We start from the raw sequence: 24625 nt of genomic DNA on the forward strand, positions 1-24625 counted from the left end.
TGAGCGTCGCTTGTCAGGTAAATCAGATCGGGAGCTTGAGCAGTTCGTCGACTGCGCCCATGACCTTGTTGCGTACTTGCATCAGCATCGAGAACGAGAGACTGGCTTCCTGGCTGGCCAGCATGGCCCCGACCAGGTCATCGCTCTTGCCGGTTTCAACCGCTGTCACCCGGGCGCTCGCGGCCTGATCCTGGGCATCGACGCCGGCGATGGCGCTCTGCATCGCCTGGGTAAATGAAAACGCCCCGGCGCCACCTGTCGGTGCGCCGAGTTCGGCAAACGAGGTAGCAGCCGGTGCAATTGCCAGACGATTCGCATCGTTGCTCAATTGCGACAGATCAGCCTGGATCAGGCCAGCAAGTTCGGTTGCCATCATGGTTTCCTTGAAAGTTTAATGTTGTACATCGGCCACAAAAAGCATGGAAATTGCAGTAATTTCCGGTCGGTAATTGTTAAATACCGTCGAAGATGGCATGCGTAACGTCATCACGACACAATCCTGTACCACTGGTGTCCGTGTTCAAAATCTCCTATGAGGAGCAGAGAATGATGCGGTGCAATGGTCCAATATTACCGTAGGGCAAATGATAAATCAAAGCGATATGTCAAAGTTGCGGTGGTAAAACTCGCGGTATAATTATTGCTGTTGGGAATCAAAGCAATGTGACATTAACTTCCGATAAAGACAGATGCCAATCAATCAACTTAACCGACGACGCGACCATCAGGTGCTCGATCCGTGCCTGCTGGGACGGCCGGTGCATCTGCTTCCGGCCTTTGCTGCCGGGCTGGCCGAGGCGATTGGTGCCGAGATGGCATCGCCCGGCGGGCGCCGGCACTGGGGTGCTTACCGTCTCGAACACCTCGCGTTCGAACGGGCGCCCGAGCAGCCCGGACTGCGCTGGCTTGGGGTCAGCGGACCCTACGGCGTGGCGGCTGTTGCCTTTGAACGGGCCCTGCTTCTGGGGCTGCTGGAAGGGCGTTACGCACGCCGTCAACCGGCAACTTCTGCTGCGGTGCAGCAAAGTCCGGCGCTGGAGCGGGTCACGGCGACCGAAGAGCGTCTCGCTGTCACACTTGCCCAGCAACTGGCCAGCCAGCTCGATGCACGTGTGGCCGATGGCCTGGCCCGACTGGACGGCGCGCCCGCACCCGTCAAGACCGGCGCCGGCGCCGCGATCGTGCCGGCCGGCGCGCCAGGCAAAACCGGGTGGGTGCTGCGCGCCGTGCTGCGCGCGCAGTACGGCCGGCGCGAAACCGATGAGCCGACCCAGGCTGCGCCGGAAGGGCAGATCTGGATCGGGCTCGACCACGCCCTGATGGCTTGCGTACTGCAGGGCATCAAGGCCGACCGCGGCGCCGTGCGCGCGGCGGGCAGCGCACGCATGCCGGGCGAGCCGCTGGCCACGCGCCTTGAAGTCAAGCTCGACGGCTGCCTGGTGAGCAAGGAGATCACGCTCGCCACGCTGTTCGGCCTGCAGGTCGGCGATGTGATTCCCGTGGCGCTCGGTCGCGCCGATGTCGTGCTGGATAACTCCCGCCTGTTCACCGCCGCAGTAGCAGAGCACAAGGGCAAGCTGTGTTTAACCTCATTTGAAGATGCCGAATAATGGACATGAATCTCAACGAGCAACTGGGTGGCGACGTCATCATTGACGACCTGGACGGCGAAGATGCGTTGCAAGCCGCCGCCGGGCGCACCGGTGCGCGCCAGCTGCCGCAGATGATGCGGCGCATCCCCGTCACGCTGACCCTCGAAGTCGGTTCGGTGCGCATCTCGCTGCAGGAACTGATGGACATCGGGCCGTCGTCGGTACTGCCCCTTGATTCGCTCGCCGGCGAACCGCTGGTCATCAAGGTCAACGGTACCCCGATCGGCCGCGCCGAAGTCGTGGTCGCGGGCGAGCAGTACGGTCTGAAGGTGATCGATCTCGAAGGCCTGAACCTGGATATTCTCGCGCCATGATGTGCTTTGCCGGGGGCGTCAGGGCCCGTGCCCCTGCGCTTCTGTCCGCGCTGCTGGTGGGACTCTTGATCGCGGTCCCGGCCGCGGCCCAGAACCAGGACCTGCTGGCCGGCGTGCTGCCCGGCGCCACGTCCACCAGCGCCGGCATGAGCGTCAAGTCGCAGATCCTGGTGCTCATGACGCTGCTCGGGCTGCTGCCCGTGATGGTCATGATGATGACCTGCTTCACGCGCTTCGTGATCGTGCTGTCGCTGCTGCGCCAGGCGCTCGGTCTGCAGCAGGGCCTGCCCACCCGGATCATCACCGGCATCGCCCTGATCCTGACCATCCTCGTCATGCGCCCCGTGGGCGAGCAGGTCTGGACCCAGGCCTTCCTGCCGTACGACCAGGACAAGATCGGCCTCGAGACCGCGCTGCGCATCGCCGAGCAACCTGTCTCGCGCTTCATGCTGGCCCAGACCAGCAAGGCCTCGCTGGCGCAGGTCGCCCGCCTGGCCGGCGAATCGACGGCGCAGCCGCCGCAGCAGCACAGCTTCCCCGTCAAGCTGGCCGCGTTCGTGCTGTCCGAACTGAAGACCGCGTTCCAGATCGGCGCGATGCTGTTCATCCCGTTTTTGATCATCGACCTGGTGGTCTCGTCGGTGCTGATGGCGATGGGCATGATGATGCTCTCGCCCCTCGTCATTTCCCTGCCGTTCAAGCTGCTGCTGTTCGTGCTGGTCGATGGCTGGACGCTCACGGTGAGCACACTGGTTGGCAGCATCCATGCGTACTAGTGTCAAACCTGGCCTGGCCACGGGAGAATCGCGATGAGTCCCGATATCGCCGTCGACCTCGTGGTCGAGGCCCTGCAGATTGTCATGCTGATGGTGATGGTGCTGGTGATCCCGGGGCTGCTGGTCGGCCTGCTGGTGGCGCTGGTGCAGGCAGCCACCCAGATCAACGAACAGACGCTGAGTTTTTTGCCGCGCCTGCTGGTGACGCTGCTGGCCGTGATCCTGGCCGGCCACTGGATGACGTCCACGCTGATGGATTACTGCGTCTCGGTGTTCCAGCGCGCGGCAACGCTCGTCGGCTAGGGCAGGGCACGCGCCGATGGAACTGTACGGCTTCCTGATGCCGCTGATCGGCGCCCTGTGGTGGCCGTTCTGCCGCATCATGGCGATGATGATCACCGCGCCCGTACTGGGCGACGGCACGATCCCCATCCCGGTGCGCGTGCTGCTGGCCGTGGTGCTGTCGTTTCTGATGCTGCCGCTCACGAGCAAGGGCGCGATGCCCGATGCCTTTTCGCTGGCAGGCGTGCTGGCGATGTTCGAGCAGGCCGTGATCGGCGCCGTCATCGGCCTGGCGCTGCAGTTCGCGATGGCGGCCATCAGCATGCTGGGTTTCCTGGCCTCGAGCCAGATCGGCTTTTCGATGGCGACGATGAACGACCCGGTCAACGGCCAGGCGTCGGACGTGATTTCGAGCCTGATGGCGCTGGTGGCGATGCTGGTGTTCTTCGCCATCGACGCGCACCTGGTGCTGGTGGCGGTGCTGGGCCAGAGTTTTCTGGCCTGGCCGGTCGGCGGCGGCCTGCAGCCGATGCTGCTCGAAGCCGTGGCGCTGAACCTGAGCTGGGTGTTTGCCGCCGCGATCCTGCTGGCGCTGCCGCTCGTGTTTTCGACTGTGGTGGTGCAGATCGGCTTTGGTTTTCTGAACCGCGTCGCGCCCAGCCTGAACCTGTTTTCGCTGGGCTTTTCGCTGGTGACGATTTTTGGCTTGCTGATGCTGATCCAGCTGGTGCGCTTCATCCCGGAGCACTACATCGCGATGACCAACCAGGTGCTGGAAATGCTGACCGAACAAATGAGGCTGGCCCATGGCCGATAGCAGCAGCGGCGACAAGACCGAAAAACCCTCGGCGCAAAAGCTCAAGAAAGCGCGCGACGAGGGGCAAGTGGCGCGCTCGCGCGACCTGGCAACGGCTGTCGGCATCCTGATCAGCCTGAAGGTCTTCATGCTGATGCTGCCCGGTTACCTGGACGACATGCGCCACCTGTTTCGCCTCGTGTTCGTGCCGCTGGGCGAGGCGGGCGACCTGGAAAACGCGATGTCGACCGTGTTTTCGTCGGCGCTGCTGCTGCTCGTGCACATGGTGCTGCCATTGCTGGCCGTGCCGCTGGCGATCGTCATCGCTGGCGCGATCCCGGGCGGCATTGTCGCCAGCGGCAAGAACCTGGCACCGAAGTTCAGCCGCCTCAATCCGCTGACCAATCTGGGCAACCTGTTCAAGCAGAAGCACTGGGTGGGCTTCCTGACGTCAGCGGCCAAGGCGATCGTGCTCGGCATCGTGCTGTGGCATGTCTCGAATGGCAGCATCAAGGGCTATATCGAGTTGCAGCGCATGCCGCTGGACGACGCCATCGGCGCCGGTGGCACGCTGGTGTTTGACGCGCTGATGGCGCTGGTGGCGGTGTTCGTGATTTTCGCGCTGATCGACGTGCCGGTGCAGAGTTTTCTCTTCATGCGCAACCAGCGCATGAGCAAGCAGGACATCAAGGAAGAGCACAAGAGCAGCGAAGGCCGCCCGGAAATCAAGCAGCGCATCCGCCAGCTGCAAAACCAGCTGGCCCAGCGCAGCGTGCGCAAGTCGGTGCCGACGGCCGACGTCGTGATCGTCAATCCCGAACATTACGCGGTGGCACTCAAGTACGACGTCGACCGCGCCGAGGCGCCGTTCGTGGTGGCCAAGGGCGTCGACGAGATGGCACTGTTCATCCGCCGCGTGGCCGTCGAACACGGGCTCGAGGTGGTGGAGCTGCCGCCGCTGGCGCGCGCGATCTATCACACGAGCCAGGTGCAGCAGCAGATTCCCGCGCCGCTGTACCAGGCCGTGTCGCAAGTGCTGAATTATGTTTTACAACTGAATGCGTTCCGTGCAGGCAGGCGCCAGGCGCCGCCCCGGTTCCCCAATGAGGTGGTCGTACCACCGCACCTGAGTGAGGCTCAAGCATGACCGTGACGAATACCTTCAACGCCTTCGTGGGAGAGCTGCGCCGCCACAAGTTCGCCGCGCCCGTGTTCCTGATCGCGCTGCTGGGGATGATCATCCTGCCGCTGCCGCCGATCCTGCTCGACGTGCTGTTCACGTTCAACATCGTGCTGGCGCTGATCGTGATCCTGGTGGCCGTGACGGCGCGGCGCCCGCTCGACTTCTCGGTGTTCCCGACCGTGATCCTGGGCACGACCCTGATGCGCCTGGCGCTGAACGTGGCCTCGACCCGCGTCGTCCTGCTGCACGGTCACGAAGGCACGCACGCGGCCGGCCAGGTCATCGAATCGTTCGGCAATGTCGTCATCGGCGGCAATTTCGTTGTCGGCCTGGTGGTGTTCGTGATCCTGATGATCATCAACTTCATCGTCGTGACCAAGGGCGCCGAGCGCATCTCGGAAGTCTCGGCGCGCTTCACGCTCGACGCGCTGCCGGGCAAGCAGATGGCGATCGACGCCGACCTCAATGCCGGCCTGGTCAACCAGGAGCAGGCAACCACGCGGCGCAAGGACGTCGCGGCCGAAGCCGACTTTTACGGCGCGATGGACGGCGCCTCGAAATTCGTGCGCGGCGATGCCATCGCCTCGATCCTGATCCTGATCATCAACCTGATCGGCGGCGTCGCCATCGGCGCGCTGATGCACGACCTGCCGCTGGGCGACGCCTTCCGCGTGTACGCGCTGCTCACGATCGGCGATGGCCTGGTGGGCCAGATCCCTGCGCTGCTGCTGTCGGCCGCCGCCGCCATCCTGGTCACGCGCATCGGCGAGTCGGGCGACCTCGAACAGCAGGTCGGCCATCAACTGCTGGCCCAGCCGGGCGTGCTGTACTCGGCCGCCGGCGTGATGATGATCCTGGCGATCGTGCCGGGCATGCCGTGGTGGTTCTTCACGGTGGCCGCCGGCGTGCTGGCCTGGGTCGGCTGGACGATGGCCAAGCGCATCGGCGCGCCGGACGTGGCGGGCGTCGCGAAGATCGAAGCGGCGCTGCGCGACGACCGCGTGCCCGAACTCGATTGGCAGGCGCTGCCGGTGGTGCAGGCGGTCACGGTGGCGGTGGGCTACAAGCTGGTGGGCATGATCGACCGCGCCCAGGCCGAGCCGCTGGCCAAGCGCATCAAGGGCGTGCGCCAGAGCCTGTCGGAGCAGATGGGCATGCTGCTGCCGGCGATTTCGGTGCGCGACGACCTGGCGCTGCGCCCGACGCAATACGCGATCAGCCTGTCGGGCACCGTCGTGGCCGAGGCCGAAGTCATGCCCGACCATCTGCTGGCGATCCCGTCGCCGAACGTGTACGGCGAACTCGATGGCATTCCCGGCATCGAGCCGGCGTACGGGATGGCGATCACGTGGATTTTGCCCGAGCAGAAAGCGCACGCACTGGGCCTGGGTTACCAGGTGGTCGAAGTGCCGAGCGCGATCGCGACGCACGTGTCGAAAGTGGTGCGCGAATACCTGCACGAATTGTTCCGCCACGAAGACGTGCCGGCGATCCTGGAACGCCTGACGGCGCTGTCGCCCAAGCTGGCCGCCGCGCTCGACAAGGCGCTCACGCACACCCAGCTACTGCGCGTGTTCCGCGTGCTGCTCACCGAAGGCGTGTCACTGAAGGACATCGTGGTGATCGCCACCACGCTGCTCGACAGCTCCGAGACGACCAAGGACCCGATCCTGCTGGCGGCCGAAGTGCGCTGCGCGCTGCGGCGCCAGATCGTCTCGACGCTGTTCGGCAAAAAGAAGGACATGCCGGCCTTTAACCTGTCGGCCGAACTGGAAAACATGCTGCTTGGCTCGCTGAACCAGGCGCGCCAGAATGGCGGCGGCAAGGTCGCGCTCGATAACTACCCGATCGATCCGCAACTGCTGTCGCAACTGCAGATCAATATGCCCGTCGCGCGCGAGCAGATGAAGGGGCAGCACACGCCGCCGCTGCTGCTGGTGCTGCCGCAGGTGCGGCCATTGCTGGCCCGTTACGCGCGGCTGTTCGCGCCGGGCCTGCACGTGCTGTCGTACAACGAGATCCCCGAAAACCGCGATGTGTCGATCGTCGGCACGGTGGGTTGATCAGCCCTTGGCCACGAGGCGTCGCGTGATCACCGGGCCATCCGGCCCCAGGTGAAACGCCAGCTTGCGCTCGCGTAGCGCGGCGTCGCCCGCCGTGGCGCGGTCGAAGCGGCGCAGGTGTTCGGTCCAGGACGGATCGATGATCTGCTCGGTGAATAATCCCGGATCGCTGACGTCGCGCAGCAAGGTCCAGCTCAGCGCGCCCTGGCGCAGGCGCGCGCGCCGGCTCAGTTCCATCAGCGCCATGAACGCTTCGGTGCGCTCCGGGTCGATCCGGTATTCCACCGTCAGCACGAGGCGCCCGCCATCCTGCAGCGGTGACAGCGATGGCGCCAGCGCCTTGAGCGCGGAGGATGGCGTCATGTCTTCGAGCAGCTCGCGGTCCTGGATCAGGCGCAGCACGAGCGCCATGACGACCACGCTGCTGCCGGCCGCATACAACAGGCTGTGCTGCACGCTGTCGAGCGTCGCGACCTGGCCCCAGACCGCGGCGCCCGTCGCACTCGCGCCCATCAGGGCCATCTGGTAGATCGACATCCCGCGCGCCCGCACCCAGTCGGGCAGGGCCATCTGCATCGATACGCTCAGCGAATTGGCCGACACGATGAAGGCCATCCCCGACAGCCACATCGCGCTAGGGAAACGCTGATCAATTGACGATTTTGGCGTCTCCGAGGTTTTTTGGCGACGCGGTCGCGCTCCAGCTGCGATCTCGTTTTTTAGAGATCACTACAGCCTGTTTTTATGCGTTATAGCGGTATTCCTTGCGCCTTTTGGCGCTCAGGACGCAACTCGGGTTTCAGTGACCCTAAATCGTCGCCCAGCCAGCACTAAATTGGCGAAGCCAAACAATGTAAACAGTTGCGCAGTGTTCTTCGCCAGGCCGCGGTAGCGCGTCTTTCGATGACGGAACAGGTTCTTGATGACATGGAACGGATGCTCGACTTTCGCGCGCACGCTGGCCTTCAGATGCTCCAGTTTTTCCGTCATGCGGCCCAGTTTGTTTTTGGGCAGCGCCTTGCGTTTGGAGCGCTTCATGGCGACATGCCAGGTCACCGCTTTGCCAACATTTTCCGGGCGCTTCTCCACGCCCTGATAGCCGGCGTCGCCGATCGCAGCGGTCTCGTCTCCATGCAAAAGCGCATGTGCTTGCGTCACGTCGGAGACATTGCCAGCCGTGCCCACGACGGTGTGCACCAAGCCAGACGCAGCATCAACGCCGATGTGCGCTTTCATCCCGAAGTGCCAGTCATTGCCCTTCTTCGATTGGTGCATCTCCGGATCACGCTTGCCATCCTTGTTCTTCGTCGACGGTGGCGCGGCGATCAGCGTGGCGTCAACAATGGTCCCCTCGCGCATCATCAAACCCTTTTCGGCGAGGTGTCGGTTGATCGTATCGAAGATCTGGCGCGTCAGATCTTTTGCTTCGAGCAGGTGACGAAACTTGAGCAGCGTCGTCGCGTCTGGCGCCGACTCGCGGCCCAGATCGATGCCGACGAAAGCGCGAATGGACTGGCTGTCGTAGATCGCATCTTCAATGCCCTCGTCCGACAAACCGAAGCATTGTTGGGCCACATACATCCGCAGCATTCGCGCCAGCCCGATCGGTGGACGGCCAGCGCCTTCGACCTTCGGATAGAACGGCTCGACCAGTTTGTGCAGCTTGCTCCACGGTGTCACGCTATCGATCTCAGCGAGAAAAAGGTCGCGCCGCGTGAGCTTTTTCTTGGCGGCGTATTCGAGGTCGGAGAAGCTCTTTTGCATGATCGATGGCGGGCGAGGAACGTAGCGTCATTGTCTCAGGTTGTGGCACCGGCGGGAACCGGAGCGGCCGAATTAATCAGCGTCTCCCTAGAGGTCAGCACCACGTTCGTGCTGACGGCTGCTACTGCGATCATCGCCGCCGACAGCACGGTGCTGGCCATGACGAGCGTATCGCGGCTGAACGCCTGGCGCATGCGCGGCAGGAAGAACACGGCGCTGATCGCGCCGCCGCCCATGCAGGCCAGCAGCAGCGTAAACACCCCGGCGCCGCCGCCACCCTGCGCGCGCGCGACCAGCGGCAGCAGCGCCATCAGCGCGGTGGAGTGAAAGAACGACGCCGCCACCCGCGCCAGCACGGCCTTGACGCGGTTGGAATGGCGGGCAAACTGCAGGCCGACGCGCATCGCGCCGCCGATCCGCTCGCGCCCCAGCGGACTTGGCACGTGCGTGCGGCGCCAGCGCATGATCACGAAGCCCGAAATCACCGACAACACGGCATTCAGCACGAATACATATGCGCTGCCCAGGCTGGCGATGATGGCGCCGGCCGCCAGAGGCCCGGCAATGCGCGACGCGTTCATCGCCACGCCATTCAAGGCCAGCGCCGCCGGCAGCTGCGCGCGCGGCACGAGTTCGGGCACGATCGCCGAGAACACGGGCCAGCGCATGGCCAGGCCAATGCCGTTGGCGAACGTGAGCGCCAGCAGCACGGGCGGCGTGATGGCGTCGGCCAGGATCACCGCGCACAGGATCGTGGCCACGACGGCGACCCAGAATTGCGTGATGATGAAATAGCGCCGCCGGTCGAGGATGTCGGCCAGCGCGCCGCTGGGCAAGCCGAGCAAAAACACGGGCAGCATCGACGCGGTCTGCACCAGCGCGACCCAGATCGGCGCGGTCGTCAGCGACGTCATCATCCAGGCGGCGGCCACGTCGTTCATCCACATGCAGGTGTTGGCGATCAGCCAGGTCAGCCACAGCATGCGGAATACGGGGGCGCGCATCGGCCCGAACGCCGACGGCGGCGGCGCGGCGTCGTTGGCCGAGGGCGCCGGGGCTGGGGTCTGGGATCTGGTCATGCCGGTGAGCTCACCGGCAGCGGCGCGGCTGGCCGCGTGCATCTGCAGCGTGTCATTGAAAAGGCGAATACGTGAAGACAAGCGCCATTGTAGTCGGGGCAGCGCCCGGGGCGGCGCGCTGCTCAGCCTGCTGGATCAACTTCAGCTGCGCGCCCGCTGCGCTGGCAGCAGCAGCGCCAGTTCGGCCACGGCGCGAAACACGGCCGGCGTCAGCGCTTGTGCCGCCTCTTCGGCATTGGCGATCATCGCGTGGCTGCGTCCGGGGGGCAGGGCGTCGCGAAAGCCCCAGCGCAGCACCGTCAGGCCGGCGCGCTTCAGCACGGTTTCGAGTTCGGGCTGCAGCCAGCGCAAGCGCGTGAGCGCGCTCGCATCGGGCGCGCAGACCTCGATCACCAGGCCCTGCGGCGTCGGTTCGACCTGGATCACGACGGCGCTGCCATCGGCCAGTTCGAGTTCGAGGCGCAGCGCAGCGCGCGCACGGCGGCGGCGGCCGGGAGGCTTGTCGGCCTCGTCGGCCAGCACGGCCAGGTGCTGCGGCTTGTCGCCGGCGCCATGGACCGTGAAGCGCCAGGCATCCTGGTGCGTTGCGAGCAGCTGGGGCTGGTGCACGACCTGGCCCTGTTGCCCGGCAGCGAGCATGGCCGGCGACAAATGCCCGCCCATGTCGGCCAGCGCGCGGCTGGTCAACTGGCTGCCATGGTTACGCACCTGGCTGCGCCAGGCGCGCGCCAGGCCGGCGCCGTCCTGCTGCTGATAGGCGAGCTGGCGCGCCATCAGCACCTGGTCCGGCCGCATGGCGGCGCCATCGCTGTCGGCGGCCGCACCCGGCTGGCCGGTGGCCTGGGTCTCCGGCGCCAGTCGCGCTGAAAACGGCAGCGGCAGCGCATCGGCGCCGCCGGCCAGCACGGCGGCCGGGGCCACCACGGCGCCGACCTGCAGTGGCGCGAGGGTTGGCGGGGGCAGCGCGGCAACGGGGAACATCTGGGCCATTGGAATGCCTGTCAAAAATGAAAAAAGGCCAACCGCGTGGCTGGCCTTTGAACTCTACCCGGGGTGAGGCCCGGGCATGCGGCCATTATTGCAGCAGCGACATGACCATCGACGACATGCTGTTCGACTGCTTGAGCATGGCGGTGCCGGCTTGCAGCAGCATCTGGCTCGACGTCATGTTGGCGCTTTCGGTCGCGAAGTCGACGTCCATGATCAGGCCGGTAGCTTGCTTGGTGTTGGTGCTGATGTTCGACAGGTTGTTGTTGACGTGTTCCAGGCGGTTGGCGGCGGCGCCCAGGCTCGAACGGACTTTGTTGACCGATGCCAGTGCGGTGGTCAGGTCGGTGATCGCAGTGCTCGCATCAGCGGCGGTGCTGATTTCCGTGCCTGCGGCGCCGGCAGCGTACGACGCGGTGGCAGCGCTCACGTCGGTAGCAATGGCAGTCACGTCCGTGGCCATCGTGATGTTCATGACTTCGTTTGCATCAGCGCCGATCTGGAATTTCATGGCGGCGCCGATGGTACCGCCGACGATCAGCGTTTCGCCGCCGAACTTGGTGTTTTTCAGCACGTTGCCGAGTTCGGTACCCAGTGCGTCGTATTCCGATTGCATCGACTCCTTGTCAGCGATGCTCGACGACGTATCGGCAGCCTGGGTTGCCAGATCCTTCATGCGGATCAGCATGTTCGACACTTCATCCAGCGCGCCTTCCGCAGTTTGCAGCATGGCGGTCGAGTTCTGGGTGTTACGCATGGCAACGGCCATACCCGAGGTCTGCGCTTTCAGGCGCGAAGCGATCTGCAGGCCGGCAGCGTCATCCATTGCCGAGTTGATGCGGTAGCCGGTCGACAGACGGGTCATCGAGGTCGACAGATTGCTCTGGGTCTTCGAGATGGCGTTTTGTGCGGACAGGGCAGCGTTGTTGGTGTGCAGGCTCAGCATGATGGACTCCGAAAATGTAGGGGAAGAATTCTGTATGTCGAGTGCGTCACTCGCTCTCATGAGTACAAGGCGACACATTTCCGTACGGCATTAAATTCTTTATCGAATTTGTTGAAATAAATTTTTCAGTCGGTATTCAAGCCTGCGCTGACCGTCTCACCTTGTCGTACGTCGAAGCAATAGCAAGCCCTCGATAATGCGAATGAGGATGATAATGATTCTCATCTCTGTTAGAATCCCGGTTTTTCGCACCTTACGATCGCCAAACCATGACCCAACACGCCAATGCTCCTCTGCGCCCACCCGTCGAATCGATCCTGTCGCGCCTGATCAGGAGTGCTCTCGTTGGCGCTGTCGCCTCGGCGCCGATGCTGGTGCTGCCGTTTGCCGCCAATGCGCAGGAGGCAGGGCCCGCGGTGGAGAAGGTGATCATCACCGGTGCGAAAGTACAGGCCGATCCGGCCTACGCTGGCGGCCAGATCGGACGCAGCGGCGGCCTGGGCATTCTGGGCGAGGCGGACATCATGAAGACGCCGTTCGCTACAACCAACTATACGTCGCAGATCCTCGAAGACCAGCAGGTACGCACGCTGGCCGACGTCGTCGTCAATGAAGCGTCGGTGCGCGTGATGACGTCGACCGGCGGTTTCAGCGAAGACTTCCAGATCCGGGGCTTCAATGTCACCAGCGGCGACGTCGGCCTGAACGGCCTGTACGGCCTGTCGTCGTCGAACCGCATGCCGGCTGCCATCATGGAGCGCGTCGAAGTGCTCAAGGGCCCTGGCACGCTGATGTATGGCATCAGCCCGAACGGCAGCGTTGGCGGCAATATCAATATCGTGACCAAGCGCGCTGGCGACCAGCCACTGACGCGCGTGACGGCCACCTATGAAAGCCAGGCGCTGTTTGGCACCCATGTCGACGTCGGCCGCCGCTTTGGCGACAACGGCGCCTGGGGCGTGCGCGTCAATGGCGTGATCCGCGGCGGCGACACCAATATCGACGACGGCAAGCAGGATTTCGGCCTGGCCGCGATCGCGCTCGACTACCGCTCGCCGAAACTGCGCTGGACCCTGGACAGCTACGGCCAGCAAGAAAAGACCGACAACTTCCGCGCGCAGAACAGCTTCCGGCCCGACATCGCGTCGATCCCGGCGCCGCCGTCGGGCCACCGCGCCGTGTACCGCGGCGCCGACCTCGAGTTCCGCGATGCGACGATCGCGTCGCGCCTCGAGTACGATGTGTCGAAGCAGTTGATGGTCTACGCGACGGCCGGCTACCACTACGGTGCCAGCGAACAGGACTTCCCGACGGCGCGCGCACTGAATGCGGTCGACGCTGCCGGCAACTTCCGCCTGACCAACACCTGGTACGACGCCTATGGGCGCAGCAAGACCGGCGAAGTCGGCGCCCGCCTGAGCCTGGACACGGCCGGCATCAAGCACTTCATCACCGCCTCGGTCTCGCGCCTGGACAGTGAAGCGGGAAGCTTCTACCTGTCGGCCCCGGCCAGCTCGTCGCAGCTGTCGAACATCTACAACCCGGTGGCGATCACGCCGATGACGGGCAACCGTCTGGCGCCGACCAAGACGTCGGAAACCGAGCTGTCGAGCGTCTCGCTGACCGACACGCTGACGTTCCTGGACGGCCGCGTGCTGTTCACCGGCGGCTTGCGCAAGCAAAAGGTAGCGGCTGACAACGTGGCGCCAAGCGGCGCTGTGACAAGCTCATACAGCGAAAGCGCCGTGTCGCCGCTGGCTGGCCTGGTTGTCATGCCGATGGAAAACGTGTCGCTGTACGCCAACTTCACGTCAGGCCTGACCCGCGGCAGCACCGCCCCGGCGACGGCCGCGAACGCCGGTGAAGTCTTCGCCCCGTTCAAGTCCAAGCAATACGAAGTGGGCACGAAAGTCGATACCGGCCGCGTACTGCTCGGCGCCGCCGTGTTCCAGATCGACCGTCCTAACGCCATCACCGATCCGCTGACGACGGTCTACAGCCTGGACGGCACGCAGCGCAACCGCGGCCTGGAATTGTCGGCGGTCGGCGAAGCCGCACCGGGCCTGCGCCTGATGACGAGCGCCACGTTCTACAACGCCAAGCAGCAGCGCACAGCCGGAGGCATCAACGAAGGCAAGAAAGCCACGGGGGTGCCGAAGAACGCGTTCAACGCCGGCGTCGATTGGGACTTGCCATGGATTAGCGGCCTGAGCCTGAATGCCCGCGCGATCCACACGGCGGAGCTGGCGCAGAATGTCACCAATACCGTGTATATCTCGTCGTGGACGCGTTTTGATCTCGGCGCGCGTTATCGTACCGAGCTGATGGGCAAGCCGGTCGTGCTGCGCGCCAGTGTTGAGAACGCTGCCAACAAGCGCTACTGGCTGTCGAGCAGCACGCTGGCTACCGTTGGTACGGCAGCGGCGCCGCGCACGGTGCTGGTATCGGCGCAGGTCGATTTCTAAGTCATACTGCGACGTCAGCTGGGACCTGCCTGCACGGTGACTGCAGGCAGGTCCTGCGTTTTTTTTGGCAGCGCCAGCGCGCGCTACTAGATTCGGAACAAAAATTTGCTCCTGGTGTTGTTTTGCGGTAACTGAATCACGTGCATTCTGTTGCTCTAAGGTATAGTTCTTCACATATTCTGCGAACATGTGATGAAACTTATAACCTTTGAAATCAGCGATCGTTCCCTTGCGATCACTACCGTGAAAAAAGCGGGAGAGCAGTGGGACTGCGTAATATCGGCTTCCAGCCATGCCGGTGACGGCGCGATGTCAGCCATCGTCCAGAAACAGGTCAAATTTGACGGCGCGTATTGTGCCGATCTGGTGCTGGAGAAGGCGGTGGATTTCAGTGGCGCTTTCCTGCAACTGATGATGTAAAAAGCCTCGCTCGCTCGCTAGCGGCGTCGGTATGGCACGACGTCCAGATTTATATTCCTAGTGCACCCGTCTCCCGACTGGTCAGATGCTGATCCACGGTTCGATTGTAGCCGTACTTCTTTCGGCGGACGAACTTCCACCACCTCCTCCTGATCCGCAGTGTTGCGTAACAACCCTATCGTGTGTCGAGGAGGGCGGGTAGATGCACACAAGCATGAATCGCAGTGACATCAACTTAATACTGTGGGTAGCCTGAGTGTGGCCCTGGTGATGGATTAGATATAGGAACTTGCTTTCTTTTATAGCAGCCTGATCCTCTGTAGCAGTTTCGTAGCAACGTACACCGCGTGTGGGAAACCCTTGGTAATTTTTTTAGGTCTTGAAAGCAATAATAACAGGAGTTTGTCTACCATATGTTACTATCGAGACATCAAAATAAACTTTCGAAAATGGAGATGACCAATGGCTGTAAGGGTAACTATCGAAAATCTTAAGTCGATTAAAAGTTTGATTTTTGACGTGCCGATGCACGGAGCATTCGTCCTGACTGGCGCTAATGGATGCGGAAAGACATCGCTGCTCACGGCGCTTCACCGAATGGGTATGGCAAATGCGTTTCAAACTGGTCTTCCAGGTGCGAAAAAATTTAATGGAATCGATGGGTTGGAGGCTGCGAGACTGGTTTATGAAATAAATGGGAAAAGCGTATCATACCGCTACAACAATACGCGATGGTCTGCGACTCCAAAATCTCACAGCTCTTTAGTCTTCGATGGTTTTAGCGATGTCCTTTTTCTTAAGGCAGATTCGTCTAGAGTAGAGCCTACACCAAATGAATTGGTCGGTGCCAGAAAACTCGCGGCGGATCCTTTGCTAAAAAAATTTCTAAATGACGTTTTTGACACAGAAAAATTTGAAAAGTTATTAAAAATAAATTTGCCGGGTAAAAATACAGTTGCGCATTTGATAGAAATGGAAGGCGGACCGGGAAAAAAGAAAAATTTCTACTCAGAGAAAGCATTTAGTCTTGGTGAATTGTGCGTTATGCGTTTGGCACAAAAACTGCTATCTGTAAAAAATGGTGCTTTATATATTGTCGATGAGTTCGAGATGGCTCTTCATCCTGCTGCCCAGGTACGACTGTTCAAAGAAATTGAGACGCTGGCGAAAAGCAGAAACTGCACGATTTTGGTGTCGACCCATTCGTCCAGTCTTATCAAGAGCGTAAAGCGCGAAAACATAATATATCTCGAAAATATTGATGGCATTGTCTCTGTACACAGAAATGTTTATCCCACCTATGCACTTCAGTATATAGCAATGGATGAAGAGAACGTTCCAGACAAAATGATCTTCGTCGAGGATACGTCGGCGCAATTTTGTATAGATGCGATGTGGAAAATGCATGTTAAGGGTCATGCTAATCCTCATCTCCTACCAACAGTGCATTCTGTTGTAATTGGCGGATATAAAGAGGTGCTTAGGTTTTTAGATCGGAGTTCATCTTTCATACCGAATATTACCCGGCGAATGGCGGCACTTGATCTTGATGCAGAACCTATTTGCATGCCGCCCATAGCTATTGCAGGGCAGCCTTTGCCAGACCTGACGGTTCCGCAGGAGCTATATCGAAAACTGAAAAGCGATGTTGTCTTTTTGCCTTGGACTCCTGAGGTTGGATTTTGTGATCTACTTCACGCAAATCTGAGTACGGCGCTGCCTGCACTTAAGGCTTTTACTGGCGTTATGAGCTTAAAAATTACAAATGTTGAGGCAAACGACCACATTGGACTGAGTCCTTCGGACGCACGTAAGAAATGCAAGCAGACTGTCGATGGAATAGCATCGAGGATTGCATCGAAGAAAGCATGCACAACCGACAGAGCTAGAGAGGAGTTGTTTGCTTTTTTAGTTGAGGAATTCACAAAAACGGATAAACAGTCAATGGCTGCCCTTTCCGGAAAGTTATTTTCTTAATCTATAATGTTCGTCAGTTCTGAGCTACCGTTTGCATAGAAAAGGAACCAGCGCATTCACATTGCATTCTATTACTAGTTGTAGTTTCTCAGTGAATCGAAATAGAGGGTAACATCGCGGATATCGGCCATGGTTTCATCCTCTGTGTTCGGAATCGGAAAATATGGACTGGACGCTTGCTATAGGAGGTCTTCATAGACATGCCGATCGCACTACAGTCCTTTTTTCAGGTTTTCGCCGGGTTTTTTTTAACAGTCAGCAATATAAATTCGGCGTTCTTTGTAAATTTTGCTTTTCAACTGTGCATGGGGGATGTGAGGGCAGCCAAGCAGGTAGGTGGTGTTCTGGTGCTGGTCACAGCAGCAGTAGATCGGTAGGCTCCAAGTGATCATGCGGCTATCGCCATTCTCGCCCGTAGCTGTTGTTCGCTATGATCAGCGCCGCCGCAGGTGTCGGCACGTTGCTCCCAAGTATCTACACCAGCTTTAACTCTTGTGTCAGATCTGACATTTGAGCATGACTTCAACATAAGCCTGTCAGGCCGCAGTGCTTGCACTGCACTATCCAGGCCCTGGCACGTGACCCGAAATCCGAAAGCGACCCTGATACGTCTTTTCTAAGTCTGGCGTTCGCGGTAATTCGGGTGTCAGGTCTGACATTTGCAAATAACCTCAACCTAACTTTTTCAGGTTACATCGCTTGCACAGCACAGCCCAAGCCTCAGCACGCGACCTGAAATCGGAACCAACCCCAACAGCATCGTTTGTCAGATGTGGCGTTCGTGCACCGTAGTCCTTGCCCCAACCAATCAGCAGCATGGATGCAGCATGAACAGCTTTGGCTTATGATGGCGCGTTTTCGACAGTATTCATCGCCTGCTCCCAGGCGACCACACCCTCCAGCATGAGCACTACTTCCACCATTCCGGCTGCTACTGCCATCGTGCCGCCATCCCGCCGCCTTTCGGTTGCCCCCATGATGGACTGGACCGACCGCCATTGCCGCGTCTTTCACCGGCAGATCACCCGCCATACCTGGCTCTATACCGAGATGGTCAACACGGGCGCGCTGGTCTATGGCGACGCCGAGCGTCATCTGCGCTTCGACGACATCGAGCATCCCGTCGCCCTGCAGTTAGGTGGCAGCGACCCGGGCGATCTGGCCAAAAGCGCCAAGCTCGGCGAGCAGTGGGGCTACGACGAGATCAACCTGAACTGCGGCTGCCCCTCCGAGCGCGTGCAGAAGGGCGCGTTTGGCGCCTGCCTGATGAACGAGCCGCAACTGGTGGCCGACTGCGTCAAGGCAATGCGCGACGCCGTCTCGATCGACGTCACGGTCAAGCACCGCATCGGCATCGACCACAATGAAGAGTACGGCTTTGTGCGCGACTTCATCGGTACGGTCGCCGATGCTGGCTGCAAGACGTTCATCGTGCACGCCCGTAATGCGATCCTGAAGGGCCTGTCGCCGAAGGAAAACCGCGAGATCCCGCCGCTGCGCTACGCTGTGGCGTATGAGCTCAAACGCGAGTTTCCCGACCTCGAAATCATCATCAACGGCGGCATCAAGAGTGATGACGAGATCGCGCTGCACCTGCAGCATGTCGACGGCGTCATGCTGGGGCGCGAGGCCTATCACAACCCATGGACGATGGCCGACTGGGACGCCCGTTTCTACGATGCCCCTGGCGCGGCACGCACTCGGATCGACGTGCTCGAGGCGATGATCCCGTACATCGAAGCGCAACTGCGCCAGTACGGGCCGCTGGGCTTGAAACTGAACAGCATCACGCGCCACATGCTGGGCCTGATGCAGGGCTTGCCGGGCGCACGCGCTTTCCGCCAGACGCTGTCGGACTCGAAGCAGCTGGCGCTGGGCGATGCACGCCTGCTGCTGGCGGCCGCTGCCCGGATGCCAGCGACCGCATAAGCACACCCGACCGACAAAAAGCGTGCCTTGGCACGCTTTTTTTTCGCCTGTCGACAAAGCGAGACATTTCCTTGCCGAAACTCTCTTGAAGCTTCAAATTTGCTTGCCGAAGAGCAACGCCGGCTCCATAATGTTTCCCTGTTCCAATTCTTGAACTCTATCAGCGCTGTTGTTGCGGTGAAACAATTCATTCGAGAAAGAGATTTTCTCGCTGGTTGAGGAAATCTTGATTTATCCTTTGGGAAATAGCTGAAAACTATAAGAAACATAGATTTCACTTGCGCATCGTACGGTGTATCGCGTGACGCGATCTCAACCGGGCGAGTTTCGATCAATAAGTTACAGGGAAAACACGAATGAATTTGAACAACATGAAGGTCGGCACCCGTCTGGCCCTCGGTTTTGCACTGGTTCTGGTACTGCTGGTCGCAGTCGCGGTGGTCGGTATCCTGCGCATGGCGCAGATCCAGGATCGCCTCGATCACGTGGTAAGCGTCAGCAACGTATCGACCGGTCTCGTGGTCGAGATGCGCAACAATGTCGGCGATCGCCTCGCTTCGCTGCGCGTGCTGACCCTGATGACCGACCCGGCCGACATGGAACCGGAAATCGTCAAATTCAAGGAACAGACCGCCAAGTACGATGCGGCCCAGGCCAAGCTGGCGGCGCTGTTCGCACAGCACGCCAATGCCCAGGAAAAGACGCTGCTGAACCAGATCAAGGAACACGAGGCCACCGCGATGCCCGCCATCGCCCGCGCGACCGAACTGTATCTGGCTGCAAACGCAATGGATGCTACCCGCGTGATGATTCGCGAAGTGCGTCCCGTGCAGCGCAAGTGGACCGACGCCCTGAACGCGCTGTCGGCCCTCGAAGACAAACAGAATGCCCAGAGCAAGGCCGATGCCGAAACGGCGTTTGCCAATGCCCGTAACTTCATGCTGATCCTGCTGGTCCTTGCTGTCGTCATGGGTATCGTCGCTGCCGTGGCCATTACCCGCAGCCTGCTCAAGCAGCTCGGCGGCGAGCCAGCCTACACGGCCAAGATCGCCGGCAGCATCGCCCATGGCGACCTGTCGATCGCCATCGACACGAAAGAATCGGACCGCGGCAGCCTGCTGGTCGAAATGAAGGAAATGCGCAACAGCTTGGTTGGTATCGTCGAGCAAGTGCGTCGCGGTACGGAAACGATTGGTACCGCCTCGCGTGAAATTGCCGCCGGCAATATCGACCTGTCGTCGCGGACTGAACTGCAGGCGAGCTCGCTGGAAAAGACCGCCTCGGCGATGGAGCAGCTGACCGCGACCGTGAAACAGAATGCCGACAGTGCCCGCGAAGCCAATGCGCTGGCGGCAACCGCGTCGGACGTGGCCCGCAAGGGCGGCGACGTGGTGTCGCAAGTGGTCGGCACGATGGGCGAGATCAATACGTCGGCCAACAAGATCTCGGACATCATCGGCGTCATCGATGGCATCGCCTTCCAGACCAACATCCTGGCGCTGAACGCGGCAGTCGAAGCGGCCCGTGCCGGTGAACAGGGCCGTGGTTTTGCGGTCGTGGCATCCGAAGTGCGCAACCTGGCGCAGCGTTCGGCAGCGGCAGCAAAAGAAATCAAGACGCTGATCGGCGACTCGGTCGAGAAGGTCGAGCGCGGCAGCAAGCTGGTCGGCCAGGCCGGCGTGACGATGGACGAAGTGGTCTCGAGCGTCAAGCGCGTGACCGACATCATGAGCGAAATCGCCAACGCCAGCGCCGAGCAAAGCGCCGGCATTGCCCAGGTCAACACGTCGATCATCGAGATGGACAGCATGACGCAACAAAACGCTGCGCTGGTCGAACAAGCCGCCGCAGCCGCACAGAGTCTGCAGGACCAGGCAGGCGAGCTGGCCCGCGTGGTCAGCATCTTCAAGCTGGAAGAGGGCGAAGAGCACCACGTTCCAGCCCACGCCAAGTCCCCGGCAGCGGCGCCGGTCGTGACCTCCACTGCGGTGGTGGCGCGCCCGGTCGTCAAGCGCCCGGCGCCACCGGCACTGAAAAAGCCGGCCGCAGCCCCGGCCGCACCGAAAAAAGCGGGTGAAGCAGTTGCAGCGCCGAAGCCGAAGAAAGCCGCCGTCAGCGCCACCGCCAGCGCCGACGAGTGGGAAGAGTTCTGATTTTTATGTAGTCGACCAGCGCCGGCCAGCCGTGCGGCGCACACCCAGACCATTGCCGTTCAATTCAAAAACCTTAAGTGGGGAAACCATGAAAAACCTGTCCGCCAAGCTGTTCGTTGCACTGACCCTGACCGCCGCTGCCGGCGCGAGCTTCGCCGCTGAGACCGCTGCCCAGTTCGATCCAAAGAAATGCAGCATCGAGTACCCGAAGGCGTCGCTGATGAATGAAGAGCAGGGCACGACGACCGCGTCGTTCCTGGTCACCGCGGACGGCACCGTGACGGAATCGAAGATCGACAAGTCGAGCGGCTTCAAGAACCTGGACCGCGCGCTGGTCAAGGGCCTGACCTCGTGCAAGTTCAAGCCGGGCACCAAGGACGGCGCACCAGCACAGACCTGGACCAAGATCGACTACGCTTTCAAGCTCGACTGATCCACGCTCGCTTTACGTTTCCTTTCACGCAGCCGGCCCATGTGCCGGCTGCGTCGTTTTATCCCCCGCAGTACCGCCTCCCGTGTCATTTCCCCTCTGCACCAAACAATCCTGGTTGTTACAAGATTGTTGCCATATGTTACTACTGTAATGACTTGGTTCAATCCCGTTTTTTACCGCATGTGCCCGCTATAGTAGGTTCATACAAACAGAAACCGAAACGGAGCACACCATGAAAACCTTCCTCTCGACCGCCACCGCTGCTGCTGCCGCGCTCCTGATCGGCACCTCGGCTTTCGCACCGGTGCAAGCTCAGCCGCATCATCAGCGCGCCGACGTCATCATCATCAAGAAGGCGCCGCCAGCGCTGCGCCGCGAAGCCGTGCCGAACGCACGCCGTGGTTTCGACTGGGTGCCGGGTTACTGGAACTGGAACGGTCGCCGCCACGATTGGGTGGGCGGCCATTGGGAAAAAGTGCGTCCGGGCTATGCCTATCAGCGCGCACAGTGGCGCCAGGACCGTAATGGCTGGCACCTCGACCGCGGTGGCTGGCGCCAGGAAGTGCGCGGCCGTGACAACGGTCCACGCGGCGACCGCGATCGCGACGGCGTCCCGAACCGCCACGACGACCGTCCGAACAATCCAAACCGTTATTGATGGGGCAGGCAGCGGCGCCGCAGGGCACGGTTCAAGAGACTGTGCTGTCGCCGCCGCAGACCTGGTTACGGCCTGACAGTTTGGCCTGGTAGAGCAGGGCGTCAGCACGTTCTACCAGACTACTGGCAGCAATCGCCACGCCTTCCCCGGTCGTGCTGGCCACCGTCGACGTGTAGACGCCGGCGCTGATCGTCACGACCCCGGCGTCATTGCCGGCATGCGCGATCTGCAGTGCCATCACGGCGCAGCGGATGCGCTCGGCGACCATCCTGGCCCCGGTCGGGTCGGTATCCGGCAGCAGCGCCACGAATTCTTCACCCCCATAACGCGCCGCCAGATCGGCCGGGCGCACCAGGCTGTCCCGCAGCGCCGCCGCTACCTGGCGCAGGCAGGCGTCGCCCGCCACGTGGCCATAGGTATCGTTGAAGCGCTTGAAGTAGTCGACGTCGATCAGCACGATCGACAGCGGCAGCACGCTACGCGCCGCGCGCGCACTTTCCAGCGTCATCGCCGCTTCGAAACGGCGCCGGTTGGCGATGCCGGTCAAGCCATCGTGGTCGGCCAGCACGGTCAATGCGCGGTTATGTTCCTGCAGTTGCTCGCGCGCCCCTACCAGTTCGTTTTGCAGATGGTCGCGAATCATGATCTGGCGCACCAGGCGCCAGCCAAAGGCCAGCAGCAGCACGATGGCAACAAACGTGATTGCGGCTTGCGTCAGCACCGATTGCAGCCATTTCGCGAGGATTTCCTCCTTCGATTGCGCGGTCGCGACAATCAACGGATAGGTGTCGAGGTGGCGGTAACTGTAGAGCCGCTCGATGCTGTCGATCTTCGAGCGTCGCATGCCGGAGCCCACCGGCCCCTGGCTCAGGTACATCTGCTGGATCGGGCCATTGCTCACATTGGTGCCAATCAGCGACTCGCTGTGCGGCAGGCGGTAAACCATCGTGCCATCGTCGAGCGTGAGCATGACCACGCCGGCGCGGCCGACGTCGAAGCTTTCGTATAGCGTTGAAAAATACGCGATGCGGATGGTGCCCAGTGCCACACCGGCGAACGTGCCGTCGGGATGATCGAGCCGGCGCGACACCGGCAAAACCCATTCGCCGCTCGACCGGCTGCGCACCGGTTTGCCCACATGCACGTCGCGATCCCGGTGTTTAAGGTGATATTGAAAGTACTCGCGGTCGGCGTTGTTGTACTGCGGCGTGCGGTCTTGCGACGTCATCACCCAGCGTCCATCGGCGCCAAACACGAACAGGGCATGCAGTTCATCGACCTGCGAGGCCATATTCTTTAAATGCAGCTGCAACCGGGTGCGCGCCGCGCCGCGCTCTGTGCCATCGGTTTCCACGCGCTCGACCACGCCGGAGAGCACGGTATCGACGACACGCACGGCGCTTTCTCCCTGCGCCGCCAGCGCATGCGACATATTGGCGGTGGCCACGGCCACTTCGGTCAGGCGTTCCTGGCGCGCACGCCAACTGTCCGAGATCTGGATCGCCAGCAATAGCAGGCACAGCGCGATCAGGAACAGCAACGCATTGCGCACGGCGGGGCGCTTTTCAGCGGTCAGGCGGGAGATTTCGGGAGCGGCACTGGTGTTTGGCATCGTGGGGGATGGCGAGCCGCTACAAACGCCCACGGTCGTCAGCTGCAGGGACTCTGATTACTTGTACAAAACCAACAGATTGTCGCACAGCGCTGCCACTGCACCTGGATTGTTGCCGCCCTGTTACAACTGCCGCGCGGTTCACGCCACACGCAGGCCCAGCTCACTGATCAGTTCGGCCGCCTGGCGCGGTGTGATCCAGGCGCCCTGGAACAGCTTCACGTCGGCCAGTGTCAAGCCCGAGAGATCTGCTTCGCGCAGGTCGGCATTGTCGAAGCGCGCCTGTTTCAGGCTCGCGTTGCGCAGGCTGCCGCCCTCGAACACGGTGTCCCGAAAGTCGCAGGCGGCCAGGTCGGCATCGGAAAAGTCGAGTTCTTTCAATGTCGATTTGCGAAACGACATGCGGCGCAGGTCGGCGCCGATCAGCAGGCATTCTTCAAAGGTCAAACCCAGGTGCGCCGCTTCTTCGAAATTCGCACCGGTCAGTTTGCAGCCCTTGAAGGTGAGTGAGGCAAGGCGCGCGCGACGCCAGCTGCTGTTATTCAGGTCGCAGCTCTGGAACTGCGCGTCGGTCAGGTCGGCCGCTTCAAAATCGGCTTGCCGGCCGCGGCAGCGCCGCCAGGTGGTCTGCGCCAGTTTGGCGGCGTAAAACGAGGTTTCGGCAATGCTGCAGTTGATGAAACTGCTGCCGCGCAGGTCGAGCCGCGACAGATCGGCAGCGTCGAGCATGCAATCGAGAAAAGTGACGTTGCCGCTGGCAAGTGCCGCATCGATTGCGTCACGGCCGGGAAATTGGGTAAATGTATGCATTGATGTATGTTGAAAAAGCGGATGCCAAAGAAGGGAACCGTTCTTCAAGTTCCCGGATTGCGCTGATGGCACGCAATATCACGCCAGGGAGCCAGCGCATCGCCAGCGACATAATGACTGCGGCAGTTTACCTGAATTCGCCATGCCCGATCCGTGCAGGATTCCACCAGGAATTGATGGCGTTTTGACGGGCGGCGCGGGTGTTGTGCGCATGATGAGCAAGGCACCAGCTGCGTTTCCACTTGGACAAAAAAGAAGGTAAGATAGTGTTGCTCCCTTTATGTTTTTGATAAGCCCTTATTCTTGGTTAAGCATATTGAAAATAG

22 protein-coding genes and 1 pseudogene are annotated in these 24625 nt (G+C 61.2%); 15 read left to right on the plus strand and 8 right to left on the minus strand.

The window, feature by feature from the left end:
* Positions 1-22 precede the first annotated feature (22 nt).
* The gene (gene fliE, locus AC1MGT_RS17245; protein ID WP_499504308.1) at positions 23-373 is read right to left on the minus strand and encodes a flagellar hook-basal body complex protein FliE; all 351 of its coding nucleotides are present in this window, start codon (positions 371-373) and stop codon (positions 23-25) included.
* Positions 374-689: 316 nt separating this feature from the next.
* Here fliE and AC1MGT_RS17250 point away from each other — a divergent pair, with 316 nt between their 5' ends.
* Genes AC1MGT_RS17250 through AC1MGT_RS17280 form a run of 7 tightly spaced genes read left to right on the plus strand, consistent with a single transcriptional unit; the run spans position 690 to position 7066 of the window.
* Positions 690-1610, plus strand: coding sequence for a FliM/FliN family flagellar motor switch protein (locus AC1MGT_RS17250; RefSeq protein ID WP_499501203.1), 921 nt, complete (start codon positions 690-692; stop codon positions 1608-1610).
* Between the two features lie 5 nt (positions 1611-1615).
* The gene (locus tag AC1MGT_RS17255; protein WP_332530426.1) at positions 1616-1966 is read left to right on the plus strand and encodes a FliM/FliN family flagellar motor switch protein; all 351 of its coding nucleotides are present in this window, start codon (positions 1616-1618) and stop codon (positions 1964-1966) included.
* A complete protein-coding gene (gene fliP / locus AC1MGT_RS17260; protein ID WP_499504309.1) occupies positions 1966-2742 on the plus strand; it encodes a flagellar type III secretion system pore protein FliP in 777 nt (258 codons plus the stop codon). The genes AC1MGT_RS17255 and fliP overlap by 1 nt, the downstream gene beginning before the upstream one ends.
* Positions 2743-2775: 33 nt before the next feature.
* On the plus strand, positions 2776-3045 hold the full coding sequence (gene fliQ / locus AC1MGT_RS17265) for a flagellar biosynthesis protein FliQ (protein WP_332530288.1): 270 nt from the start codon (positions 2776-2778) through the stop codon (positions 3043-3045).
* 16 nt (positions 3046-3061) lie between these two features.
* Positions 3062-3841 (plus strand): flagellar biosynthetic protein FliR, encoded by a 780-nt coding sequence (gene fliR, locus AC1MGT_RS17270; RefSeq protein WP_499501205.1) that lies wholly within the window; start codon positions 3062-3064, stop codon positions 3839-3841.
* Entirely contained in the window at positions 3831-4967 is a 1137-nt protein-coding gene (gene flhB / locus AC1MGT_RS17275) for a flagellar type III secretion system protein FlhB (protein ID WP_499501207.1), read from the plus strand. Before fliR ends, flhB begins: the two co-directional genes overlap by 11 nt.
* Positions 4964-7066, plus strand: coding sequence for a flagellar biosynthesis protein FlhA (locus AC1MGT_RS17280; RefSeq protein ID WP_499501208.1), 2103 nt, complete (start codon positions 4964-4966; stop codon positions 7064-7066). The genes flhB and AC1MGT_RS17280 overlap by 4 nt, the downstream gene beginning before the upstream one ends.
* Here AC1MGT_RS17280 and AC1MGT_RS17285 read toward each other — a convergent pair whose 3' ends face one another.
* The 5 genes and pseudogenes from AC1MGT_RS17285 to AC1MGT_RS17305 all read right to left on the minus strand — a co-directional run bounded on the left by AC1MGT_RS17285 (position 7067) and on the right by AC1MGT_RS17305 (position 11842).
* Positions 7067-7696: an MFS transporter gene (locus AC1MGT_RS17285; protein WP_499501210.1), complete on the minus strand. Its 630-nt coding sequence runs from the start codon at positions 7694-7696 to the stop codon at positions 7067-7069. It lies immediately after the preceding gene.
* Between the two features lie 150 nt (positions 7697-7846).
* Positions 7847-8830 carry an IS5 family transposase gene (locus tag AC1MGT_RS17290; protein ID WP_499500361.1) on the minus strand — a complete coding sequence of 328 codons (984 nt, stop codon included), beginning with the start codon at positions 8828-8830 and terminating at the stop codon, positions 7847-7849.
* Positions 8831-8925: 95 nt separating this feature from the next.
* A pseudogene (locus tag AC1MGT_RS17295) lies at positions 8926-9909 on the minus strand (MFS transporter); the annotation flags it as partial.
* A gap of 141 nt (positions 9910-10050) precedes the next feature.
* A complete protein-coding gene (locus tag AC1MGT_RS17300; protein ID WP_499501212.1) occupies positions 10051-10899 on the minus strand; it encodes a hypothetical protein in 849 nt (282 codons plus the stop codon).
* Between the two features lie 85 nt (positions 10900-10984).
* Positions 10985-11842, minus strand: a complete 858-nt coding sequence (locus AC1MGT_RS17305; protein ID WP_499501214.1) for a flagellin N-terminal helical domain-containing protein — start codon at positions 11840-11842, stop codon at positions 10985-10987.
* Positions 11843-12111: 269 nt separating this feature from the next.
* Here AC1MGT_RS17305 and AC1MGT_RS17310 point away from each other — a divergent pair, with 269 nt between their 5' ends.
* The 7 genes from AC1MGT_RS17310 to AC1MGT_RS17340 all read left to right on the plus strand — a co-directional run bounded on the left by AC1MGT_RS17310 (position 12112) and on the right by AC1MGT_RS17340 (position 21877).
* Positions 12112-14307: a TonB-dependent receptor gene (locus tag AC1MGT_RS17310; RefSeq protein ID WP_499501216.1), complete on the plus strand. Its 2196-nt coding sequence runs from the start codon at positions 12112-12114 to the stop codon at positions 14305-14307.
* A gap of 192 nt (positions 14308-14499) precedes the next feature.
* On the plus strand, positions 14500-14727 hold the full coding sequence (locus tag AC1MGT_RS17315) for a hypothetical protein (protein WP_332530294.1): 228 nt from the start codon (positions 14500-14502) through the stop codon (positions 14725-14727).
* A gap of 462 nt (positions 14728-15189) precedes the next feature.
* Positions 15190-16704, plus strand: coding sequence for an ATP-dependent nuclease (locus AC1MGT_RS17320; protein WP_499501217.1), 1515 nt, complete (start codon positions 15190-15192; stop codon positions 16702-16704).
* 903 nt (positions 16705-17607) lie between these two features.
* On the plus strand, positions 17608-18633 hold the full coding sequence (dusA, locus tag AC1MGT_RS17325; RefSeq protein WP_499501219.1) for a tRNA dihydrouridine(20/20a) synthase DusA: 1026 nt from the start codon (positions 17608-17610) through the stop codon (positions 18631-18633).
* 356 nt (positions 18634-18989) lie between these two features.
* On the plus strand, positions 18990-20786 hold the full coding sequence (locus AC1MGT_RS17330; protein ID WP_499501220.1) for a methyl-accepting chemotaxis protein: 1797 nt from the start codon (positions 18990-18992) through the stop codon (positions 20784-20786).
* An 88-nt stretch (positions 20787-20874) separates the two neighbouring features.
* Positions 20875-21219, plus strand: coding sequence for an energy transducer TonB (locus AC1MGT_RS17335; protein ID WP_482897717.1), 345 nt, complete (start codon positions 20875-20877; stop codon positions 21217-21219).
* Positions 21220-21451: 232 nt separating this feature from the next.
* Positions 21452-21877: a YXWGXW repeat-containing protein gene (locus tag AC1MGT_RS17340; protein WP_332530299.1), complete on the plus strand. Its 426-nt coding sequence runs from the start codon at positions 21452-21454 to the stop codon at positions 21875-21877.
* Positions 21878-21908: 31 nt separating this feature from the next.
* Here AC1MGT_RS17340 and AC1MGT_RS17345 read toward each other — a convergent pair whose 3' ends face one another.
* Positions 21909-23489, minus strand: coding sequence for a sensor domain-containing diguanylate cyclase (locus AC1MGT_RS17345; protein WP_499501221.1), 1581 nt, complete (start codon positions 23487-23489; stop codon positions 21909-21911).
* 141 nt (positions 23490-23630) lie between these two features.
* Positions 23631-24299: a pentapeptide repeat-containing protein gene (locus AC1MGT_RS17350; RefSeq protein WP_499501222.1), complete on the minus strand. Its 669-nt coding sequence runs from the start codon at positions 24297-24299 to the stop codon at positions 23631-23633.
* On the opposite strand from AC1MGT_RS17350, the gene AC1MGT_RS17355 reads away from it, so the two are divergent.
* Positions 24290-24487 (plus strand): hypothetical protein, encoded by a 198-nt coding sequence (locus AC1MGT_RS17355; protein ID WP_499501224.1) that lies wholly within the window; start codon positions 24290-24292, stop codon positions 24485-24487. The genes AC1MGT_RS17350 and AC1MGT_RS17355 overlap by 10 nt on opposite strands.
* Positions 24488-24625: the final 138 nt, after the last annotated feature.

This window comes from Telluria sp. BA11 (assembly GCF_056680305.1).

What these genes read in the sequence shown, in the direction of transcription:
- fliE (WP_499504308.1), bottom strand. Translation starts at nt 373, where the DNA reads ATGGCAACCGAACTTGCTGGCCTGATCCAGGCTGATCTGTCGCAATTG.
- AC1MGT_RS17250 (WP_499501203.1), top strand. Translation starts at nt 690, where the DNA reads ATGCCAATCAATCAACTTAACCGACGACGCGACCATCAGGTGCTCGAT.
- AC1MGT_RS17255 (WP_332530426.1), top strand. Translation starts at nt 1,616, where the DNA reads ATGAATCTCAACGAGCAACTGGGTGGCGACGTCATCATTGACGACCTG.
- fliP (WP_499504309.1), top strand. Translation starts at nt 1,966, where the DNA reads ATGTGCTTTGCCGGGGGCGTCAGGGCCCGTGCCCCTGCGCTTCTGTCC.
- fliQ (WP_332530288.1), top strand. Translation starts at nt 2,776, where the DNA reads ATGAGTCCCGATATCGCCGTCGACCTCGTGGTCGAGGCCCTGCAGATT.
- fliR (WP_499501205.1), top strand. Translation starts at nt 3,062, where the DNA reads ATGGAACTGTACGGCTTCCTGATGCCGCTGATCGGCGCCCTGTGGTGG.
- flhB (WP_499501207.1), top strand. Translation starts at nt 3,831, where the DNA reads ATGGCCGATAGCAGCAGCGGCGACAAGACCGAAAAACCCTCGGCGCAA.
- AC1MGT_RS17280 (WP_499501208.1), top strand. Translation starts at nt 4,964, where the DNA reads ATGACCGTGACGAATACCTTCAACGCCTTCGTGGGAGAGCTGCGCCGC.
- AC1MGT_RS17285 (WP_499501210.1), bottom strand. Translation starts at nt 7,696, where the DNA reads ATGTGGCTGTCGGGGATGGCCTTCATCGTGTCGGCCAATTCGCTGAGC.
- AC1MGT_RS17290 (WP_499500361.1), bottom strand. Translation starts at nt 8,830, where the DNA reads ATGCAAAAGAGCTTCTCCGACCTCGAATACGCCGCCAAGAAAAAGCTC.
- AC1MGT_RS17300 (WP_499501212.1), bottom strand. Translation starts at nt 10,899, where the DNA reads ATGGCCCAGATGTTCCCCGTTGCCGCGCTGCCCCCGCCAACCCTCGCG.
- AC1MGT_RS17305 (WP_499501214.1), bottom strand. Translation starts at nt 11,842, where the DNA reads ATGCTGAGCCTGCACACCAACAACGCTGCCCTGTCCGCACAAAACGCC.
- AC1MGT_RS17310 (WP_499501216.1), top strand. Translation starts at nt 12,112, where the DNA reads ATGACCCAACACGCCAATGCTCCTCTGCGCCCACCCGTCGAATCGATC.
- AC1MGT_RS17315 (WP_332530294.1), top strand. Translation starts at nt 14,500, where the DNA reads ATGAAACTTATAACCTTTGAAATCAGCGATCGTTCCCTTGCGATCACT.
- AC1MGT_RS17320 (WP_499501217.1), top strand. Translation starts at nt 15,190, where the DNA reads ATGGCTGTAAGGGTAACTATCGAAAATCTTAAGTCGATTAAAAGTTTG.
- dusA (WP_499501219.1), top strand. Translation starts at nt 17,608, where the DNA reads ATGAGCACTACTTCCACCATTCCGGCTGCTACTGCCATCGTGCCGCCA.
- AC1MGT_RS17330 (WP_499501220.1), top strand. Translation starts at nt 18,990, where the DNA reads ATGAATTTGAACAACATGAAGGTCGGCACCCGTCTGGCCCTCGGTTTT.
- AC1MGT_RS17335 (WP_482897717.1), top strand. Translation starts at nt 20,875, where the DNA reads ATGAAAAACCTGTCCGCCAAGCTGTTCGTTGCACTGACCCTGACCGCC.
- AC1MGT_RS17340 (WP_332530299.1), top strand. Translation starts at nt 21,452, where the DNA reads ATGAAAACCTTCCTCTCGACCGCCACCGCTGCTGCTGCCGCGCTCCTG.
- AC1MGT_RS17345 (WP_499501221.1), bottom strand. Translation starts at nt 23,489, where the DNA reads ATGCCAAACACCAGTGCCGCTCCCGAAATCTCCCGCCTGACCGCTGAA.
- AC1MGT_RS17355 (WP_499501224.1), top strand. Translation starts at nt 24,290, where the DNA reads ATGTATGCATTGATGTATGTTGAAAAAGCGGATGCCAAAGAAGGGAAC.
- AC1MGT_RS17350 (WP_499501222.1), bottom strand. Translation starts at nt 24,299, where the DNA reads ATGCATACATTTACCCAATTTCCCGGCCGTGACGCAATCGATGCGGCA.